This window comes from Cobetia sp. PDI-12MA, assembly GCF_059507695.1.
In genome coordinates this window covers 255,771-272,949 of the sequence record NZ_CM183351.1, presented here as the reverse complement: position 1 = coordinate 272,949, position 17,179 = coordinate 255,771, and the positions used below count along the sequence as shown (strand labels likewise).

Below are 17,179 nucleotides of genomic sequence, written 5' to 3'. Positions count from 1 at the left end.
GCAGAAACCCCCGCGCACTCAGGCGGCGGGGGGACATGGGGTCACGATACGTCAATGCGAGGACGTCGGGGAGTCTGTCGAGGCGGCACCTGTCGAGGACAGGCTTGCCGTCTTGCTGTCGGCCGGCGCGATATCCGACTTGCCGATATCACGACTGAAGGTCTCATCGATCTCGCCGGAGAAGAAGCGCTTGCCGTAGATCAGCAGACACAGCGCAATGCCGATCCCGAAGGCCCAGGCAGCCCCCTTGATGACCAGTACGGCAGCGATCACCCCGGCAATGCCCAGGTCACGCTGGCTACGCGCTTCCAGAATGCCCAAGCGCACGCTGACATAGCCCTGGATCAACAACGTCAGCGCCAATGCTATCCCCAGGATGGGCTGGACCAGACTGACGATGGGCAACAGCAGCAGACCGGTATTGGTACCCCAGCGGAATGAGCCCGAGCCACCGAACAGCGAATGCATCGCCTGCTTGCCTTCCTTGTAGCGTTCGACCACCACCACCTGCATGGCAGCCCACAGCGGGCCACACATGGTGACGTCCGGGCCGAAGAGACTCATCAGGGTATTGCGCCCGCCGAAGATCATGTGCGCACGGTTGGCGTCGTAGTCGATCTTCTCGTCGGGGCGCGATTCATCAGCCTCCTCGACCAGTGCCTTGGACTGCAGAACATCGCCGAACAGCACGATATAGGCAGCCAGCACGGTCGGCAGCGCCGTCAGGAACATCGCCAGCGGCGGCAAGCCGACACCGAAGACAGTGTACTGGCTGAACATGGTCACGAAATCAGGTTGGCTGAAGCCCCACTGCACATCCGGCCATGCGGCCTCGCCCACCAGCGGAGCGACGACGATCGCCAGCAGGATGATCGGGAAGATGCCCAGCTTGCCGAGATTGCTCCAGAACGGATTCGTGGTCTTCAGCTTGGCGAAATGACGCGAGAAGATGATGTAGAACGCCAGACCCACCGCGATGCTGATGGTGATGGGATAGGTGTCGAAGCGCCCGCCTTCCTTGAAGACCACGCTGATTGCGGCCAACCCAGCACCCATGATGATGCCAGCCTTGATCGCCGAGGGGATCATGTTGACCACCTTGCTGGCCAGCCCCGTTCTCCCGAGCACGATGGCCAGTATCCCGAGCATCAGCTGGAAGGCGATCAAGGCATGCACCCGTGTCTCCCCCTCCGGGAAGGTCGCCACATAGGCCATCAACAGTGGAATGGCCGGTGTGATCCAGCCGGGGATGACCGGGTCGCCCAGCAGGTGGTGAACCAGATACAGCAGACCATTGAGCATCACGATGGCCAGTGCGGCCTCGAACGGCATGCCCAGGAGCTCCGTCATCAACGGGATGGCGGCGAGATCCACCGCGCACATCAACAACCCTTGCAGGTAGTCGGGCAGTTCGAAACGGTAGTGCAGGAAGGGAAGACGGATCTTGAAGGGCCCCAGCGCGAAGTAGGGGCTTTCCTCACCGGGCTGGCGGGTTTTCCAGTGGCTCATGATGGCGTTCCTGTTGTTATCGTTATGCATCTGCACCCTTGGTGGAGATGGTGTTCAGAAAGAAGATTCAGCGCTTCAGTAGGCCGCGCGATAGATACTCTCGATATCGGCCTGGCTGAGCTGACGTGGATTGTTGCGCAGCAGGCGTTCGACCTTGAAGGCATCTGCCGCAAGAGAGGGAATGTCCTCTTCGGGGATGTCGAAATGACGCAGGCCGCCGGGGATGTCCACATCACGACATAGCGTATGCAGTCGCTCGACGACCAGTTCGGCAGTCGCTTCATCCTTGAGCTTGCGATGTGGGGTATCGAGGGCCTCCGCAATGTCCCGGAAGCGCTCGACACAAGCCAGTGCATTCCAGCGCATCACGTGGGGCAACAGCAGTGCGTTGGTTACCCCATGTGGCAGGTGGTAGCGCCCTCCCAGCGGATAGGCCAGGGCGTGCACCGCCCCGACACCGGCATTGCCGAATGCCATCCCGGCCAGCAGACTGCCGGTCGCCATGTCTTCACGCGCCTTGAGGTCGGCAGGATTGGCATAGGCCTTGGGCAAGGCCTTGATGATCAGGCGCATGGCCTTGATGGCCAGTGCATCAGTGATCGGCGTGGCGAAATTGGAAAGATAGGCTTCGATGGCGTGGACGAGCGCATCGACACCGCTGGCAGCAGTGACATGACGGGGGCAGCTCACCGTCAGCTCCGGGGCAACGATGGCGACATCCGGCAGCAAGTAATCATTGACGATGCCTTTCTTCATCCTCGCTTCGGTATCAGACAGGATTCCGATGTTGGTCACCTCGGACCCGGTGCCTGATGTCGTCGGCATGGCGACAAGTGGTGCACCGCGGACACGCGCCTTGTTCTCGCCAAACAGACTCTCGAGGTCACCATCATGGGTCGCATACACCGCCACGCACTTGGCGATATCCATCGCACTGCCACCCCCTACCGCGATCAGGCCATCGCAGCCTCCCTCGCGGTAGCTGCTCATGCAGTCCTCGACGATATGCACTTCAGGCTCGGCGCTGACATCACTGAAGATGCGATAGTCCGTCAGGTGTCCTCTGGCCTTGAGGTCATCCAACTGAGCCTTGATCGGCTCCAGTGTTCCGGACCCCAGTACACCAGGGTCGGTGACCAGCATCGGCGAATGCATGCCCAGTCGCACGACCTCCTCGGCAAGGCGGGTCGAGGCTTGTTGCCCGGTGATCAGACGATTGGCAGATTTGAAGCTGGCGATACTCATGGCGATATCCTTTGGTGAGTGACGAGATGAATCCGCTGACCGCGTCTCTTGTCACTGTGGATAGCAAGCGCCATGCCAGCTCCATTCGCCTTACAACCTGCTGATATTGCTGGCATTATTTTCAGCCCCCTCCCAAGGTCGCTACGCCGATGGTCTAGAGGTGATTCCATATCGCATCAAATCAGCGCCAATTTGATTCCCTATGCAATCAGGGCGATGCCTTCATGCTGTGCAGCCGGCGTGGATTGCCCATACAGGTAAGTATGCGAGTGACCAGAAGTGCACCCCGAAGAAAGCACACGAAAACGCCGAGTCGACTGACTCGGCGTTTTCGTGTGCAGGCGTGAACAGGCACGCGCAGGAGAGATACCTGGCAGGAAACCAGCGATGGCCGCCAGGCGAGTGACCTCAGGCGGGTCTGGGCTGGCGCAGGCGCGCCAACCACCCGCCGCTGCGGGCCTGGGCGCGCACGCCAGGGAAGTTGAGTTCGACCTGGCGCAGACACAGGGTCAGCAGGATGGTCAGCACGAGATAGATGGCGCCAATGAACAGCAGCGGTTCGTAGGTGAGGAAGTTCTCGTCGCGAATGATGTTGGCGACCTGCAGCAGGTCCATCATGGCGATCGTCGAGACCAGTGGAACGGACTTGAGCAGCAGGATCATTTCGCCGGTCAGGGTCGGCAGGCACAGCTGGATGGCGCGCGGCAGCCACAGGCGACTGAAGACCTGGAACGGCCCCATGCCGAAGGCGCGCCCCGCTTCCCGCTCGCCCGGCGGCACGCTAAGCAGCGCCCCGCGCAGCACCTCACCGGTGTAGGCGCCCACCGAGAGGGTGAAGGTCAGGGTGGCGTAGAAGAACGGATCACGCAGGATTCCCCATAACATGCTCTCGCGAATACCGGGAATGCCTTCCAGCAGCCGGCCGATGCCGTAATAGAAGAAGAACAGCTGCACCAGCAGCGGCGTACCACGCATCACGATGGAGACGCCGCTGGCCAGCCAGGCAAGAGGCCTGGGACCCTTGATGCGCGCCATCGCCATGCCGACCGCCAGCGTGAAGCCGAGCACGGCCGATACCACCAGCAGTACCAGGGTGTTGATCAGCCCCGTCCACAGCGACTCCTGATAGTAGGGGTCCGATAACCAGCTGAAATCCATGTCACGCCTCCTGGGCTGAAATATCGGGCTCGCCGCGGCGCACGTAGCGTTCCAGACGACTGAACGCGGCGCTCGAGGTCAGGGTCATCAGCAGATAGAGCAGCCCCGCCACGCTGTAGAACAGGAAATAGGCGCGCGAGCTGGCGGCCGCCTGCTGCACGGTGAAGAACAGCTCGCTGAAGCCGATGACGCTGATCAGGGCGGTGTCCTTGATCAGGATCAGCCACAGGTTGGACATGCCCGGCAGTGCATTGGGCAACATGCCCGGCAGCGTGATGTAACGAAAGCGCGCCATGGGCGAGAAGCCGTAGGCATCGGCCGCTTCCAGCTGACCCTTGGGGATGGCCAGGATGGCGCCGCGGAAGACTTCGGTCATGTAGGCGCCCTGCACGAAGGCCAGTACACCGACGGCAGTGACGAAGCCGCTGATCTCGACCTTGCCCGCGACACCCAGCGCATTCATCAGGGCGGTAAGCGCCTGGGAGCCGCCGTAATACAGCAGGATGATCAACAGCAACTCCGGCACCGCGCGCACGGCCGTCGAATAGCTGGTGGCCAGCGCGCGCAGCGGCGCCCAGGGGCTGAGTCGTGATGCCGCCCCCACCAGTCCGAGCAGCAAGCCGATGGCATAGGCGGCGAAGGCGATCTGCAGAGTGGTGACAGCACCGGCGAGTATCGGGGCCGCCCAATCGGCGAGCCCTTCCTGGGCGAACTGGGACATGATCAGCGTCCTTCTCGTATCAAGAGGAAATGGCGGCTGCGATACGCGAGGCGTGCTGACCGGGCGATCTCGGCCGTTCGGCCAGCACGCGCAGGATCAGCCCAGGCAGACGTCGGTATCGAAGTACTTGTTCGAGAGCGCCGTGCAGGTGCCGTCCGCGTAGACCTGGTGGATGGCGCCATCGAGTGCCTCTTTCAGCGCGCCATCTTCCTTGCGTACCCCGATACCGGCCCCGATGCCGTAGGCCTCGTGCTGCGGCGTGGTCGCCTTGATCTCGAAGTTGCTGGCCTCGTCACGCTTGACCAGTGCGCTCATGGCGATCTCGTCGGCCAGAATCACGTCCACGCGCCCGGACAGCAGGTCACTGTTGACCTGCTCCTGCTGATCATAGAGACGCACATCGACGCCGGTGCTGCGCAGCGCTCTACGAGCGAAGTTGGCATGGGTGGTCGCCGCCTGGGTACCGAGAATCTTGCCGTCGAGGCCGTCCGGAATCTCGAGCTCGAGATCCTTGGCGGCCACGTAGGCACCCGGCGAGTTGTAGTAGGGGATGCTGAAGTCGATGACCTTCTCGCGGGCCTTGGTGATGGTCATCGAATTCATGATCATGTCGATGCGACCGGCCTTCAGCGAAGGAATGATGCCGCTCCAGCCGGTCGGGGTGATCTCGCATTCACGCTGCATGGCGTCACAGATCGCCTCGGCCAGCTCGACCTCGAAGCCGGTCCACTCACCGCTGGCAGAGGTGTAGGTAAAGGGCGGGTAAGGTTCGGCGGAGATACCGACCTTGAGGGTGTCGGCGGCATGCACCTGAGCGGCGCCCAGCGTCAGTCCCCCCATCATCAATGCACCGGCCAGCTTGCGCAGCGCAGAGGTGGAAGCAGAAGTGGAAACAGAAGTGGAAACAGAGTCAGAACGCGTCCCGCGTGCGGTCAGTGAAGGGGTATTGGCAGCGAATCCAGCATCGTTCATCAAGGTCATCAGGCCATCTCCTGGCTGTTGTTGTGGGTCCATCTACGTCATGGCGGGGAGGTCCATGACGGGGTGTTGCAGGCGGGCTCAGGCCGCCGGTGCAATGAAGCGGCGGCAGCGCTCGTGCTCGGTCTGCTCGAAGACCTCCTCGGGACTTCCGGCCACGCCTACCCTGCCCTCATCGAGAAACACGATCTGATCGGAGACTTCTCTGGCGAAGGCCATCTCGTGGGTCACCATCAGCATGGTGCGGCCCTCATCGGCGAGGCTGCGGATGACGCCGAGCACTTCACTGACCCGCTCCGGGTCCAGCGCCGAGGTCGGTTCATCGAAGAGCAGCACGCGCGGCTCCATCGCCAGCGCACGCGCAATCGCGACCCGCTGCTGCTGGCCGCCGGAGAGAAAGGCCGGATAGCTGTCGGCGCGTTCCAGCATGCCGACACGCTCCAGATAGTGCTCCGCGATGCGTGTCGCCTCGCGGCATGACATGCCCTTCACGCGCATCGGCGCCTCGGTGACATTGCCGAGCACGGTCAGGTGCGGCCACAGATTGAACTGCTGGAAGACCATGGTGACCTTGGAGCGCAGGCGCTGGATCTGACGACGATCCAGCCCGATGAGGCCGCCGCGGCTGTCACGGTCGAAGCGCACATGCTCATCGGCGATCGACAGCTCGCCACGGTCGGGGCGCTCGAGCAGGTTCATGCAGCGCAGCAAGGTGCTCTTGCCGGAGCCACTGGCGCCGATGATGGTGGTGACGGTGCCTTCCTTCACGCGCAATGACACGTCGTGCAGCACCGCCAGATCACCGTAGTGCTTGACGATGTTGCTGGCTTCGACGACGACCCGATTCGAGGCAGCACGCGCGGGTCTTGCCTGGCCGTCCGGGCGCGCCTGCTGAGGCTGGGAGATGCCTTCACTGTCTGCATTCATCGAGCGGGTCATGGGAGATACGTTCGAGGGCGAGATAGTCATGAGCGACTCACAAGTGGGTGGCTGTGGCTGGCGTGAAATGAGCAATCGTGCGGCCGATAGCGGCGTGACGCACCCTGCTGGTGCAGAGTGATGCTGCCGAGCCTGACGGATAATGCGCGGATGACGCCTCTCTTGCCGCCACGGGCCACGGTGGGCTGTGCAACCGGCGATCGAGCTGCAATCGAGCGAACGACTATTGATACACTTGTATAGCAAGAGACGTTCCACATTGCGACTTTCCACGCCAGGGGCACGGCAAGCAGGGTCGTGATTCACGGATTGCACGCCTTGGACGCAACAAGACCTGGGCGAGAGCCATCCCTCGGCTCCCGCCCAGGCCGTCAAGGTGGCAGCAAGGCTACGTCAGCCTTGCAGGCTGGCCTTCACGGCAGCCAGGGCATCCTCGCCATCGCGTGTAGTCACGCCAGCGAGAAACTCCGCCAGCCGATCTGGATTGGCGACAAGCCAGTCGTGCGCCACCTCATCGAGGTCACGCTCCTTGAGGCTGTAGTCGAGGATGAAGGCACTCTGCTCTTCGGAGCTGAAGACCAGCTGATCGAGGAAGCGAGCGAGGTTGGGGTTGGCTTCGGCGTAGGCGGTGCGCACCACGGTCTTGACGTCACTGGCGCCATTGTCGGGGCCGAACACCGACTCAGGATCTTCCAGGATGTGGGTGTCGAATTCCGGCACCATCCAGTGCGGTGTCCAGCCGTAGAAGGCGATCCAGCGTTGCTCGCGCTGAGCGGCACGCACCTCACTTAGCATGCCGGGCGTCGAGGACTCCATCGCATCCCAGTCGCCCAGGCCATAGACATCATCGTCGATGGCTCCATTGAGCATGTCGCTGACGGTGGAGCCGCTTTCGATGGAGTAGACGGTCTCGTCGAATCGCTCGGCGTGGGCGGCAAGGTCCGCAGCGCTGTGGATGCCGGCCTCGTAGACATAGCCCGGCACCGCGAAGCCCATGCGGGCGCCGGTGACGTTGTTGCCGAGATCGGTGATCGCGCCGGCGGCCATGGCCGCGTCATAACTGTCCTTCTGAGCAGGCAGCCAGCCAGCGAGGAAGGCATCACTGTCGCCGGTGGTCAGGGTGTTGTAGCCGACGGTGGAGCTGACCTCCTGTCGCTCCACGTCGTAACCCAGCGGGGCGAGAATCTGGGCGACGATCTCGCTCTTGACGGTGACGCCGGGCCAGGGCGGCACGATCAGCGTCAGCTCGTCATCCTTGTCCTGGGCGGGGGTTGCCAGGCTTGCCGTACTGAGCAACAGGGTCGCGAGGGCAAGCAGGCCACGGCGGGCGCCGTGCTTCGTCGTACATGTCAGGGGGTACGGGGTGGTGGTCATCGTGTCTGTCCTTGTCGGTTCCGGTCGCGCCGGGCCTTGTTGTTGTCGGGGCTGAAAGGTTTCGTGGATGGCGGTCGTCGTGCGTGTCCATCGCTCGCGGCGCTGTCATGGTCGGGTGCTTGCGTCTCCTCCGCCCTGCCGCCCCGCTGGCTGCGTCGCAAGAGATTGCTTCAAGAGAGTTCTATCCTCCGGCGGAGTGCGCCTTCAGCGAGCACTGGCCTGCCTGCTCGGCGCTGGTTCAAGTGCTGTCTCAAGTGCTGGCTCCGGCACCAGATCCGGCAAGCCGCCAAAGGGCGCGCGTCCCATCACGCGCTCCAGCATCGGGATGAAATGCTCCAGCGGCAGGGTGTCGTATTCGGGATCGAAGCTGGTCTGGTCCCACTCGTCACAGAAGCGCACAGTGCGCTCATAGGCGGGATGCCCGGCATGTGCCTCGCGGGCGTGGCGGTCCTGACCGAAGAATTCGCGGTAGTGATAGCCCTGGAACAGCTCGTGATGACGAATCATCCAGGTGTTCAGCGGGTCGATGAAGGGCTCGAGAATACCGGCGGCGATCTCGGCATGATTGGCCGGTGCCAGATCATCGCCGATGTCATGCAGCAGCGCGCAGACCACCATCTCCTCATCGGCACCATCACGCAACGCGCGGGTAGCGGTCTGCAGGCAATGTTCGTAGCGATCGACTGGATAGCCGTGGTGATCGCCCTTGAGCCGCCCCAGGTGTTCCAGCACACGCCGGCAGGCATCGGACTGATATTCCCGGAAGCGCGCATCGATCAGCGCCCACTCGGCATGCGTGCTTTCCTCGAAACTGCGGAAGCGGGCCTGTTCGCTCATGCGCTGGCCTCCTCATTGGCGAACTGACCGTCGCGCTGTCCCTCGAGTTGACCGGCGAGCTGATCGGCCAGCAGCAGACGGCGGCTGGCGGTAGAATCGCGGTCCACGTAGCCCTGGCGCATATGGCGGATGCCGCCCTCCAGCTGGAAGGCGCTGCGACCATGGAACAGCCGATAGTTGTCCATGATCAGCATCTGGCCCGGTGCCAGCTTGAGGTGCAGCGTGAAGTCGTCACCGGAGATCAGGCGATAGAACGCCTGGCGGGCAGCATAGTAGCGACGCAGGGTCGCGCCGGGCAGCGCCGGTACCCGCTCGGTGCGGTTGGAGAAACGTACTCGGGCGACCTGGCCACGGCTGTCCAGCTCGATCAGCGGGCCTTCGCTCTCCAGACGCGTGGTGGCGTCGTGGTAGCGGAAGCCGGGACTGACCTCTGTCAGGCAGGCGAAGGCCTCGGGGTCTTCACGGCGCAGGTGCTCCGCCGCGCTGAAGCCATCCACCAGCATGCTGTCGCCGCCCTGGGCCGCGTTGCGCAGGCAGTGAAGCCAGATATAACCCGGAATCGGGTCGCGGTAGGGATTGTCGGTATGCGGCTCCAGCCCGCGCTGGGTCATCGTGAGGTCATAGGCATTGGCGACGGATTTCACATCGGCGATACCGCCCCAGTTGGTGCGTCGCAGCGGCCCGATACGGTGGATCAGCCCCTGCATGCCGTCCTCCGTGTCCGGCACGCCGCTGACCCGCACGAAGCCGAAGCGCTGCAACTGCTCGAGCATGTCCAGCAGTGCCGCGTCATCCTCCAGCGCTGCAGCGAAGTCGGCCTCGGGCAGCTGGGCGAGGCTCCCCTGCCAGAAGGTCATGCCCTGATAGGCCTCACACGGCTGACACTCCGCCAGCAGGGCCGCCAGCGAGAAGCTCGCCGCATGGCCGTCACTGAAGGCCAGCGACAGCGTATCGCCATCCAGCTGCGCCTGAGTCAGGCTCAGGTCCAGCGGCAGGTCCGCCGCCTCGATCAGGCGCTGACCGGTGAGGGAATCGAGTGTCGTCTCATCGGGACTCCGCTCTCGCAGCCAGAGCGCCTCGAGGGTCAGATCGCCCTCGGCGTGGCTCAGATGCAGTTGTTGTCCATGGTCTTTCAGGCTGACGGAATGCGGTCTGCTGGGCACTCGATGATCTCCACGGCTGAGGGAGCGGCACTTTTGTCTTACCGGGCAGGTGCCTGCTCGCGGATGCTGGTGCGACGCTGAGTCTCCCTTTACCTTAATCACTTCAGCCAAAGCAGATTGATGGAATTGGACGTATATTTGATCAAATTGGCCATATGTCAGACCAGCAGACGACAACAAGCGGCCGTGGCAATGCCACGGCCGCTTGTGTTGTCAAACGTCTGTCAGGAGATCAGTCACTCAGGTGCAGTACCTGACCATTGAGGGAACGCCCGGCGCCACCGGCCAGAAAGCGCGCGCATTCCGCCACGGCGTCCGGTCGGCTGCCCTCGGGGCACAATAGATTGGCGCGTACCTTGTCCGGCGCGCGTGATGCCAGCCGCTGGATCAGCTCACTCAGCGCCGCCTGTGCCATGGCAGTGCCGTGATGGTCCCGAGAGGACAGCTGCGAGGACGGCGACGGCTGCGAGGGCAGCGGTGGTGCCACGGCCAGCAGGCGTCCGCCGTGGCGCAACATGCGCGCACAGGCCGCCTTGAGCAAGGCGCCGGGGCCGGCGACCTGCGCGACCAGACACGCCTCCAGCGACTGCCCGGCCATGGCCTGAGGTGGCATGCAGACCAGCACATCGAGGCGCCCGAGACGCGCCACCAGTGTCTCGAAGCAGCCCTCGCCGACCACCTGGCCGAAGCGGTCCGACTGCTCGCCGCCCAATGCATCCAGCACGCGTTCGAGATCCGCCGGCGCGGTGCCCATCAGGGCGATGATGGCACCATCTTCCAGGAAGGTGCGCGCCATGGCCTCCAGCCACTCCCCCTGCCCCGCGATCAATACCCTGCGTCGTGGCAGCATCTCATTCTCCCTGATAGAACCTCCGCCGGGTCGCCCCGGCGTGCCTCACGCCGTACTGTGCCGCTCTTCTCACCCAGACATCACCTCCCTGTGATGCCTCAGTGGCGTGCGTCAGGGCATCAGCCCCGGCAGCCACAGCACCAGCGCCGGGAACAGCATGCACAGGGTCAGACCCGCCAGCTGCAGGCCGACGAAGGGCAGAATCGAGCGATAGATGGTGCCGATGGATACCTGCCCGGCGGTGATGCCCTTGAGATAGAACAACGCATAGCCGAAGGGCGGCGTCAGGAAACTCGTCTGCAGGTTGATGGCGACCAGAATCGCGAACCACACCAGCAGTCCCTGGCCGGAAAGCCCGAGCCCGAAGTCCAGCGCCTCGACCACCGGCGCCACCAGCGGCAGCACCACGAAGCTGATCTCGATCCACTCGAGGAAGAAGCCGAGCACGAAGATCAGCCCCATCAGCAGCAACAGCAGGCCGTAGGGCCCAAGGCCGGTGCCGGTGATGACATCCTCGATCAGGTAGTCGCCGCCGAGGCGCTTGAAGACCACCGAGAAGCAGGTCGCGCCGATGACGACGAACAGGATCATCGCGCTGGTCCGCGAGGTATCGCGCAGCGTGTTGCGCAGGGTGGAGAAGGACAGTCCGCCCATCACCAGCGCCAGCAGCAGACTGCCGCCCGCGCCGATGGCCGCGGCCTCGGTGGGCGTGGCGATACCGGTCATGATCGACCCCAGCACCGCGACGATCAGCACCATCGGGCCGAGCAGGTCGCGCAGCAATGCCAGCGGCAGCGGTGTCTTGTCGGTGCCGAGCAGCGACTGATCCGGCAGCGGTGCCCAGTCCGGGCGCAGCTTGGCGGTGATCAGCAGATAGGCGACGTAGAGCGCGCCGAGCATCAGCCCCGGAATCAGCGCCGCCTTGAACAGCGCACCCACCGAGATCTGCAGAATGGAGCCCATCAACACCAGCATGATCGAGGGCGGAATCAGGATACCCAGGGTGCCGGAGGCCGCGATGACCCCGCAGGCCATCTCGGCCTTGTAGCCCTGCCCCAGCATCACCGGCAGCGCCAGCAGGCCCAGCATGACCACCGAGGCACCGATGATGCCGGTACTCGCGGCCATCACCACGCCCAGCAGTGCCACCGAGACGGCCAGACCGCCATGCACGCGGCCGAACAGCCGCTGCAGCGTCATCAGCAGATTGCGCGCCACGCCGGAGCTTTCCAGCATCAACCCCATGAACACGAACAGCGGAATCGCGATCAGCAGCCAGTTCTCGATCACGCCACCGAAGATGCGCGAGCCGACGGTGCCGAGAAACGGCAGCGGAATGTCGCCGATGAAGGCGAACAGGATGCCCAGCCCGCCGAGCAGAAAGGCCACCGGGTAGCCGGAGAAGATACCGATCAGAAGTGCCACCACCATGGCGATGGGCAAGGCGTATTCAGCGAGCATTGTCATGGCTCCCGTCTGCATGATTCTGGGGTGCCGTGGCGTCGGTTGTCGCTTGCGCAGCATTCTGCTGATCCGCAAGGCCGGCCAGACTGGCAATCTCGTGGTCTTTCAGGCGCTCAGGGGTGCGCGCCGGGTCGAACAGGCAGGCCAGATTCTCGAAGATCTGCCCCAACGCACCGAGGGCGAGGAACACCAGCCCCGTCGGCAGCATCGCCTTGATCAGATAACGGTCCACCAGGCCGCCATAGTTGGACTTCTCGCCGGACATGTAGGACATGGTGACGAAGTGCTTGGACAGCCAGGCGATCAGCAGGCAGAAGGGGATCAGCATGATGAGGTGGCCGAGGATATCGACCACGGCGCGTCCGCGCGGCGAGAGGCGCTGATAGAACAGGTCGACCCGCACATGGGTATCGCTGTGCAGGGCATAGGTGCCACCAAATAGCGTCAGCAGACCGAACAGGTGCCACTGCAACTCGGTGACGGAATTGATGGTGATCGCGGTGCCGAACAGCAGCACGTCGGGCGACCCCCAGTTGGCGATTTCATTGATGCCCAGGGCGTTGAGCGTGACGGTGGTGAGCACGGCCAGGATGATCGCCAGACCCAACCAGCTGGTCAGGCGACCCACCCAAAGCCCCAGGCCGACCAGCGGTCGGCCCAGGGCGTCACACACCGCCCCGCCCTGTGCCCGCCAGGGCGCAAGGCGGGGGTCGGTCATTGGGCGCTACCCTTGTCAGCGTTGTCTGCCTGCTTCATGGCCATCGGCTGCGGCATGGCCTGCAGCTCGTACCATTCGTCGATCAGAGCGGCGTGCTTCATCAGTGAATCGTAGGCCTTGGCGAAGTCAGGATTGGTCTGCTTCTCTTCGGCCAGCACTTCACCCCAGGCTTCCTGCAGCGCGGTCATTACCGGTTCCGGGAAGCGCTTGACCTCGACACCCTTCTCCTCGAGCTCGTGGATCGCACGTACCTGAGCCGGCGGCGCTTCGGCCATCGCCCACTGCAGGGTCGCGCGGCAGGCAGTCTGGAACTGCGCCTTGCGCTCATCGCTGTAGCTGTCCCACACCTGCTGGTTGATCAGCAGCGAGAACCAGCTGGCGCTCTGGTGCCACCCCGGGAAGTAGTAATACTTGGCGACTTCATTGAAGCCCATCGCCTGATCGACCTGCGGCACCGAGAACTCGGTGGCATCGACCCGGCCACGCTCCAGCGCGAGGTAGATCTCGCTGCCCGGCACCAGCTGGGTGGAAGCGCCCAGCTTGTTGAGCACCTTGGCGCCGAGGCCGGAGATGCGCATCGACAGGCCCTTGAAGTCCTCCGGCGAGTTGATTTCCTTGTTGTACCAGCCGCCGGTTTCCTGCGGCGAAATGAAGCACGGCAGCACCTTCACGCCGTAGGGGTCGTAGGCGGCCTGCACAAGCTCGGTACCCTCACCGGCCCACATCCAGGACATGAAGGCTTCCGGGCTCGGGCCGAACGGCAGTGCGCCGTAGAGGTTGGTGATCGGCACCGTGCCGGCCCAGTAGCCCATCCAGTCCCAACCGGCCTGTACCGCACCGGAGGAGACGGAGTTGAAGACTTCGAAGGCCGGAACGAGATCGCCCGGTTCGTGCACGCGCAGGCCGACCTCGCCGCCGGTCGCGCTCTTGAGTTCCTCTGACAGCCGCACGGCACCGGCGCCGAGGAAGTTCTTGGTCGAGAAGGTACTGGCGACGTCGAGCTGTTTCGGCCCTTCCGCCTGAGCCGGCGCGGCGGCCATCAAGGTGGTGGTGGCCACGGCCGCCGCAATGGCAGCTCCGAGGCGCAGGCGGCGGGTCGGCGTCGATTGATACGGCGTGGCGTGTTGCGACATGGTGCGGCTCCCTGATTTGTTGTTGTGCTCGCTGGTTGTACGGCTTGTGGCTTGCTGGACATGAACCACGTTGCAAGATGACGCTTACGTCAACTTACCCGAAGACAACGCAAGCGGCTGACCACGCCACAACAACGTCAATGATTTCAGAGAGCTACGAGAACAAGGCCCGCGAGAACCGACCCACCGCGCGCTGCGCGGCAGTATCGGCTCACGACAGCGTCCGGAAAACCGGACACTTCGGTCGCCGAGGCTGCGACCAAGGTCGCGCGCTGTCATGCATTCTGTCTACGACTCCAGTCGAATATGCCGATAGAGGAATGCAGACCCCACGCGGGTGTGCAGGCCATGAGGTGACGGGAAACGCAAAGCATCCGGAATTCCGGTCACCGACCGAATTTCCGGACGCTCTGGCCACTCATTGGGGAGGAAAGATGGAATGTCTGTCGATCAGGGCGCTTCGGCCAATAGCCCATGCCGGTTGAGCTTCTCGTAGAGCGAGGACTTGGCGATGCCGAGCTGACGGGCGGCACGGGTGCGATTGCCCTCGGCAGCGCGCAGCGCATCCTCGATCAGCTGGCGCTCCGCCTGGGCCATCGCCTCACGCAGCGAGGCCGGTGTGGTGTGTGGCTCCCGGGCGGTTGTGGACGACTCGGGCGCTGAAGCGGGTGTGGACAAGTCGCTTTGATGGGTAACGCCATGCCGGGCATCGCCATGCCGGGCACCGATGGCATCCGGGAGATCGGTCGGTTGGATATGGCTGCCGCCCAGATAGAAGGCGGCTTCGAGCACGTTTTCCAGCTCGCGCACATTTCCGGGCCAGTGATGGGCACACAGGCGCTCGAGGGCGGCTTCGGAGAGCATCGGCGGGCGACGGCCACTGCGTCGCGCCAGGCGTGACAGCAGGTGCGTGGCCAGGGACGGCAGGTCGTCGCGGCGCTCGCGCAGTGGCGGTACCTCCAAGGGCACCACATTGATGCGATAGAAGAGGTCTTCGCGGAATTCGCCGCTCTCGACCAGTGCTTCCAGCGGACGGTGAGTCGCGGCGATGACACGGACATCGACGCTGACCAGACGGGTCGCGCCGACCGCCTCGACCTCGCGGTCCTGCAGCACGCGCAGCAGCTTGGCCTGCATCGCCAGCGGCATGTCACCGACCTCATCGAGAAACAGCGTGCCGCCATCCGCGAGCTGGAACTTGCCGGGCTTGCCGCCACGCTTGGCGCCAGTGAAGGCGCCTTCTTCATAGCCGAACAGCTCCGCTTCCAGCAGCGCTTCGGGAATCGCTGCGCAGTTGAGCTTGATGAAGGGGCCCTTGGCACGCGCCGAGCTGCGGTGCAGCGCATGGGCATACAGCTCCTTGCCGGTGCCGGACTCGCCACGGATCAACACCGAGGCGCCGCCGGGGGCGATCTTGCGCACCTTGCAGGCCAACTCCCGCATCGCGGGCGAATCGCCGATGATGTCACTCAGCTGCCAGCGGGCGCCGTTGGGGGATTCCAGCGCCTGACGGTAGTAGTCCACCTCCGCTTCCAGCGCCTGAACCTGAGCATTCACCTGCCGCCATTCCCAGGTGTCGTGATAGAGCACCGAGCCGATGGCGCCGATCAGCTCGCCGTCGCGGAAGATGGGGTAACGGTGGGCAATCATGTGGTGACCACGAATCAACTGCAGTTGGGCCAGCTCCGCGCGCCCGCTCTCCAGCACCTCGTGCATGCGGGTGTTCTCGATCACCTCGCTGACGTCACGTCCCAGCACCTCATCGGCATCCACATCCAGAAACTCGGCATAGGGCGCATTCAGAAACTGGATACCGCCCTGGGCATCCACCACCACCACCCACTCCTCCACCGCATCCATCGCGGCACGCAGCAACTCGCGGCGCCCCCGCTCGACATGAATCGAGGTGGCAGGTGAATCGTTGCGCAGCGGGGCAGCCGCCTTCGCTTCCCCTGCCGCACCTGATACAGGCATCTGCTGAGCCATCACCGCTCTCCCTTGGCGTGTCCGATCATCGTGGGTAGCCGTCATGCTGCCACCAACACCCGCCGGATCTGGTTGTTATGAGCTGTGCCATCACGCAGCCAGCGTCCGGAAAACCGGACACCACTCACAGCATCGCCTTAAGCAGGTTAATTTTCAATTTCACAAATAGTCTATTTGGATAGTTGACATAAGCTATATTTAACTGACATATAGCTTATGCGGCTTATAGATATTAAATGTGCATGACACAGGGAAAACAAAGACAAGGAGCACCTATGCTATTCCAGAGTATGTCACGAAAAAACAAGGGATTAGACATCTCACTAGGCTCCCCGGAGGCGGAGGCCGAAGCTCTGGAAAGCTCTAGAGTAAAAATAACTGAAGTATACGAAGATTGGCATAACCTATTTTCACAATTAGGCCATGAAAAATTCATTGTAATTGGGCGTAAAGGAGCAGGGAAAAGCGCTTTCGCACAATATGCAAAAGCCAAATCACATTCTGACAGCAATCTATTTATAGACTTTATAAAGCAAGACAAAATAAATCTAGAGATGCTAGTGCAAGTCGGCAATGATGTCGGGCATGAACTGGAAAAAGAATCTATTTTCAAATGGCTAATCTATACACATATTGTAAAACTCTTTACAGAAAGCGAAGCCGCTAAAGACTCTAAAGACTTCGATCAGCTAAGACAATTTTTGAAAAAGAATACAGGATTCGTCAATATAACTGAGACCGATATCTTTGAGATAACACAAAATAAATCTATAGATGTCAATATCGAACCGCTTAAAAGATTCTTTAGACAAAAATTCCATGACGATATAACCATAAAGTCAAATAGAGCACCATTTTACAAACTAATCCCACATCTCGAGGATGTTATAAAGAGCATCTTCAAGAGTCCTATAGAAATGCAGAACCAAAACTCTTATGTAATATTTGTAGGGTGCCGGATGATCGTTTTAAATCTACTGACAAAGCCAGTGTGGACAGTGTCGTTAGCTTACTTAGAGTCGCTAAATCCATAAACAATGACTTATTTTCAAACAATGGGATTAATGCGAAGGTAATAATACTACTCAGGGATGATGTGGAAAA

General features: G+C 62.2%; 15 protein-coding genes. 1 reads left to right on the top strand and 14 read right to left on the bottom strand.

Features of this window, described 5'->3' with window-relative positions:
- Positions 1–51: 51 nt before the first annotated feature.
- The 14 genes from AC5WNI_RS01265 to AC5WNI_RS01200 all read right to left on the bottom strand — a co-directional run bounded on the left by AC5WNI_RS01265 (position 52) and on the right by AC5WNI_RS01200 (position 16,075).
- A complete protein-coding gene (locus tag AC5WNI_RS01265) occupies positions 52–1,509 on the bottom strand; it encodes a hypothetical protein (RefSeq protein WP_487886076.1) in 1,458 nt (485 codons plus the stop codon).
- 75 nt (positions 1,510–1,584) lie between these two features.
- Positions 1,585–2,754 (bottom strand): iron-containing alcohol dehydrogenase, encoded by a 1,170-nt coding sequence (locus AC5WNI_RS01260; RefSeq protein WP_175090061.1) that lies wholly within the window; start codon positions 2,752–2,754, stop codon positions 1,585–1,587.
- 408 nt (positions 2,755–3,162) lie between these two features.
- Complete coding sequence (locus tag AC5WNI_RS01255; RefSeq protein ID WP_487886256.1) at positions 3,163–3,912, bottom strand: ABC transporter permease; 750 nt, start codon at positions 3,910–3,912, stop codon at positions 3,163–3,165.
- Between the two features lies 1 nt (position 3,913).
- The gene (locus AC5WNI_RS01250; RefSeq protein WP_043333243.1) at positions 3,914–4,633 is read right to left on the bottom strand and encodes an ABC transporter permease; all 720 of its coding nucleotides are present in this window, start codon (positions 4,631–4,633) and stop codon (positions 3,914–3,916) included.
- 96 nt (positions 4,634–4,729) lie between these two features.
- Positions 4,730–5,614 (bottom strand): transporter substrate-binding domain-containing protein, encoded by an 885-nt coding sequence (locus AC5WNI_RS01245; protein ID WP_285460590.1) that lies wholly within the window; start codon positions 5,612–5,614, stop codon positions 4,730–4,732.
- Positions 5,615–5,692: 78 nt separating this feature from the next.
- Entirely contained in the window at positions 5,693–6,538 is an 846-nt protein-coding gene (locus tag AC5WNI_RS01240; protein WP_487886255.1) for an amino acid ABC transporter ATP-binding protein, read from the bottom strand.
- A gap of 405 nt (positions 6,539–6,943) precedes the next feature.
- Complete coding sequence (locus AC5WNI_RS01235; RefSeq protein WP_175090063.1) at positions 6,944–7,924, bottom strand: ABC transporter substrate-binding protein; 981 nt, start codon at positions 7,922–7,924, stop codon at positions 6,944–6,946.
- A 204-nt stretch (positions 7,925–8,128) separates the two neighbouring features.
- Positions 8,129–8,761, bottom strand: a complete 633-nt coding sequence (locus AC5WNI_RS01230; RefSeq protein WP_175090064.1) for an HD domain-containing protein — start codon at positions 8,759–8,761, stop codon at positions 8,129–8,131.
- On the bottom strand, positions 8,758–9,924 hold the full coding sequence (tmpA, locus tag AC5WNI_RS01225) for a 2-trimethylaminoethylphosphonate dioxygenase (RefSeq protein WP_439329788.1): 1,167 nt from the start codon (positions 9,922–9,924) through the stop codon (positions 8,758–8,760). Before tmpA ends, AC5WNI_RS01230 begins: the two co-directional genes overlap by 4 nt.
- Positions 9,925–10,156: 232 nt before the next feature.
- Positions 10,157–10,774, bottom strand: coding sequence for an SDR family NAD(P)-dependent oxidoreductase (locus AC5WNI_RS01220; protein ID WP_175090065.1), 618 nt, complete (start codon positions 10,772–10,774; stop codon positions 10,157–10,159).
- Between the two features lie 111 nt (positions 10,775–10,885).
- Complete coding sequence (locus tag AC5WNI_RS01215) at positions 10,886–12,235, bottom strand: TRAP transporter large permease (protein WP_175090066.1); 1,350 nt, start codon at positions 12,233–12,235, stop codon at positions 10,886–10,888.
- The gene (locus AC5WNI_RS01210) at positions 12,225–12,956 is read right to left on the bottom strand and encodes a TRAP transporter small permease subunit (protein ID WP_107335668.1); all 732 of its coding nucleotides are present in this window, start codon (positions 12,954–12,956) and stop codon (positions 12,225–12,227) included. Before AC5WNI_RS01210 ends, AC5WNI_RS01215 begins: the two co-directional genes overlap by 11 nt.
- The gene (locus AC5WNI_RS01205; protein ID WP_254627121.1) at positions 12,953–14,089 is read right to left on the bottom strand and encodes a TRAP transporter substrate-binding protein; all 1,137 of its coding nucleotides are present in this window, start codon (positions 14,087–14,089) and stop codon (positions 12,953–12,955) included. Before AC5WNI_RS01205 ends, AC5WNI_RS01210 begins: the two co-directional genes overlap by 4 nt.
- Positions 14,090–14,539: 450 nt before the next feature.
- Positions 14,540–16,075 carry a sigma-54 interaction domain-containing protein gene (locus AC5WNI_RS01200; protein ID WP_254627122.1) on the bottom strand — a complete coding sequence of 512 codons (1,536 nt, stop codon included), beginning with the start codon at positions 16,073–16,075 and terminating at the stop codon, positions 14,540–14,542.
- Positions 16,076–16,350: 275 nt separating this feature from the next.
- Between AC5WNI_RS01200 and AC5WNI_RS01195 the strand changes: the two genes are divergently transcribed.
- Positions 16,351–17,109, top strand: coding sequence for a P-loop ATPase, Sll1717 family (locus AC5WNI_RS01195; protein WP_495928571.1), 759 nt, complete (start codon positions 16,351–16,353; stop codon positions 17,107–17,109).
- The last annotated feature ends 70 nt before the right edge of the window (positions 17,110–17,179 follow it).